General features: G+C 56.0%; 2 tRNA genes and 2 rRNA genes (1 of these 4 running past the window's edge). All 4 read right to left on the reverse strand.

Annotated features, from left to right (window positions below):
- Positions 1-269: ribosomal RNA gene (locus I6F37_RS17950) — 23S ribosomal RNA — on the reverse strand; it reaches 2,578 nt to the left of the window's first position.
- A 384-nt stretch (positions 270-653) separates the two neighbouring features.
- Positions 654-729 (reverse strand) — tRNA-Ala (locus I6F37_RS17955).
- A 33-nt stretch (positions 730-762) separates the two neighbouring features.
- Positions 763-839: transfer RNA gene (locus I6F37_RS17960), tRNA-Ile, on the reverse strand.
- Positions 840-1,031: 192 nt separating this feature from the next.
- Positions 1,032-2,520: ribosomal RNA gene (locus I6F37_RS17965) — 16S ribosomal RNA — on the reverse strand.
- The 16S and 23S rRNA genes sit together here with 2 tRNA genes alongside, the layout of an rRNA operon.
- Between the last annotated feature and the right edge of the window lie 725 nt (positions 2,521-3,245).

The raw sequence follows: 3,245 nt of genomic DNA on the forward strand, positions 1-3,245 counted from the left end.
TGCTTGAAACCTCCTATGTATTCAGAAGTCTCATACCTTCTCTTGATAACCGGAAATCCAAAACCTCTAGGGTCATGGTCCCGATCATTTCTGGTCGAACACCAAAACACGAGGTCTTGGAGTTCCGGCTATCGAAGGTGGGTTTCCCCATTCGGAAATCCGCGGATCAAAGCTTCTTCGCAGCTCCCCACGGCTTATCGCAGCGTAGCACGTCCTTCATCGCCTCTCAGCGCCAAGGCATCCACCGAACACCCTTAAGGCACTTGATTGCTCTCATTATCAATGTCCACACACTCGGCAGAATGTTGTCTGCACGATTGCCTTACGGCGCGCACCCTCGATGAATGCTACGTGCAGCCGGACATTGACTAGAAAGACCAGCTTGCTTCGTAAGATCGTTCCGATAGCGAGGCGGTCAAGCTTCGCTAAAAGGATCATTTTACAACTCGCATTCAACCTCACGGCTGAAAGCGAGCGCCGAAAATGATCCGGAGATAATGAAGGTTCGCGCAACAATCTGCTGCACGACCCAACTCGGATCGATCTCCTCTTTACGATGTCAGAAAACACGCATCTTGCTGTCTATCCAGACTAGCAGGATGCGAAGTGATGTTTCGCGGACGACGGTGCAATATCTCGGTGATCAAACCATCTGGTGGAGCCAGACGGGATCGAACCGACGACCTCATGCTTGCAAAGCACGCGCTCTCCCAGCTGAGCTATGGCCCCGTAACCAGAAGACGAATGCTCACTCGATGAAAGTGGTGGGCCTGGGAAGACTTGAACTTCCGACCTCACGCTTATCAAGCGCGCGCTCTAACCAACTGAGCTACAAGCCCCTAACGCATATCCCGTCAGGGACCGTGGGATCCTGCATGATGCAGGCCCAGCGCGTGTTCGTCCGCGAAGAAAGAGAAACGAAGACGGCGAAATCCCGCCAATGCAGCTCAACGATCTGGCGATCTGTTGGCCACTGATGTTTCTAAAACGATCCGATAGTGAGCGTGAGCTCGCTGAAGGATCATCCTTAGAAAGGAGGTGATCCAGCCGCAGGTTCCCCTACGGCTACCTTGTTACGACTTCACCCCAGTCGCTGACCCTACCGTGGCCGGCTGCCTCCCTTGCGGGTTAGCGCACCGTCTTCAGGTAAAACCAACTCCCATGGTGTGACGGGCGGTGTGTACAAGGCCCGGGAACGTATTCACCGTGGCGTGCTGATCCACGATTACTAGCGATTCCAACTTCATGGGCTCGAGTTGCAGAGCCCAATCCGAACTGAGACGGCTTTTTGAGATTTGCGAAGGGTCGCCCCTTAGCATCCCATTGTCACCGCCATTGTAGCACGTGTGTAGCCCAGCCCGTAAGGGCCATGAGGACTTGACGTCATCCCCACCTTCCTCGCGGCTTATCACCGGCAGTCTCCTTAGAGTGCTCAACTAAATGGTAGCAACTAAGGACGGGGGTTGCGCTCGTTGCGGGACTTAACCCAACATCTCACGACACGAGCTGACGACAGCCATGCAGCACCTGTGCTCCAGGCTCCGAAGAGAGGGTCACATCTCTGCGACCGGTCCTGGACATGTCAAGGGCTGGTAAGGTTCTGCGCGTTGCGTCGAATTAAACCACATGCTCCACCGCTTGTGCGGGCCCCCGTCAATTCCTTTGAGTTTTAATCTTGCGACCGTACTCCCCAGGCGGAATGCTTAAAGCGTTAGCTGCGCCACTAGTGAGTAAACCCACTAACGGCTGGCATTCATCGTTTACGGCGTGGACTACCAGGGTATCTAATCCTGTTTGCTCCCCACGCTTTCGTGCCTCAGCGTCAGTACCGGGCCAGTGAGCCGCCTTCGCCACTGGTGTTCTTGCGAATATCTACGAATTTCACCTCTACACTCGCAGTTCCACTCACCTCTCCCGGACTCAAGATCTTCAGTATCAAAGGCAGTTCTGGAGTTGAGCTCCAGGATTTCACCCCTGACTTAAAGACCCGCCTACGCACCCTTTACGCCCAGTGATTCCGAGCAACGCTAGCCCCCTTCGTATTACCGCGGCTGCTGGCACGAAGTTAGCCGGGGCTTATTCTTGCGGTACCGTCATTATCTTCCCGCACAAAAGAGCTTTACAACCCTAGGGCCTTCATCACTCACGCGGCATGGCTGGATCAGGGTTGCCCCCATTGTCCAATATTCCCCACTGCTGCCTCCCGTAGGAGTTTGGGCCGTGTCTCAGTCCCAATGTGGCTGATCATCCTCTCAGACCAGCTACTGATCGTCGCCTTGGTGAGCCATTACCTCACCAACTAGCTAATCAGACGCGGGCCGATCTTTCGGCGATAAATCTTTCCCCGTAAGGGCTTATCCGGTATTAGCACAAGTTTCCCTGTGTTGTTCCGAACCAAAAGGTACGTTCCCACGCGTTACTCACCCGTCTGCCGCTGACGTATTGCTACGCCCGCTCGACTTGCATGTGTTAAGCCTGCCGCCAGCGTTCGCTCTGAGCCAGGATCAAACTCTCAAGTTGGACTTGAACTTTGAACCGGCTGATCACAACGTTTGACGAGGTCCCACCATTATCGACCGAAGTCGATGTGCTGCCCGCGATTCACATCGCTGGCAACGATGGTGTTTCCTTTAAAACGTGTACCGCCGAAGTCTTTCGTCCGGTCTCGATCAGAAAAGCCGAAGCTTCTCGGAAGCGAGACCCGCAAGGACTCCGCCGTCCACGTTTCTCTTTCTTCATCTTCACTTGTCAAACAGCCCGAGACCATGGAGGCCTCAACCTTCCTGAGAGGAAGGGTTCCGACACCCTTACCGACGATGGATGAACTCCAACCGACTGGTGTCGGCTGTTGTGTCACTCAACAAGGTGAGGAGCATCAGTGGCGCGTTCGCTCGCCTTGGTCAGTGACCCGGCGGCGCCGCGCTCAGTGGTTGGGGTTATAGGCCCCACCTTCCGGCCTGTCAACGCCAATCGTCAACAAATCGTCGCACAGCGGACCAGCGAGAAAACACCCACGATTCCAGCCATTTAGAAAGCCGCCGGGCACATCGAACGAGCCCGCCCGGCAAAAAATCTGAAAAAAAGTTTGCCCGCCGGCGGGCTCCGGAGGGCGCCTTGGAGCCCTCCCTGGCGGCCTCCCTCGGGGGCCCTCCTCCGCACTCCGCCACCCTGGGGGGCGCGCCGTCCCAAGCGCTGTCGGCCCCCCGGCCAAACGCCCGCCTCCCCCGCTAGATGGGGCCCTGTCC

The organism is Bradyrhizobium sp. NBAIM08 (assembly GCF_020193935.1).
Lineage (GTDB): Bacteria > Pseudomonadota > Alphaproteobacteria > Rhizobiales > Xanthobacteraceae > Bradyrhizobium > Bradyrhizobium yuanmingense.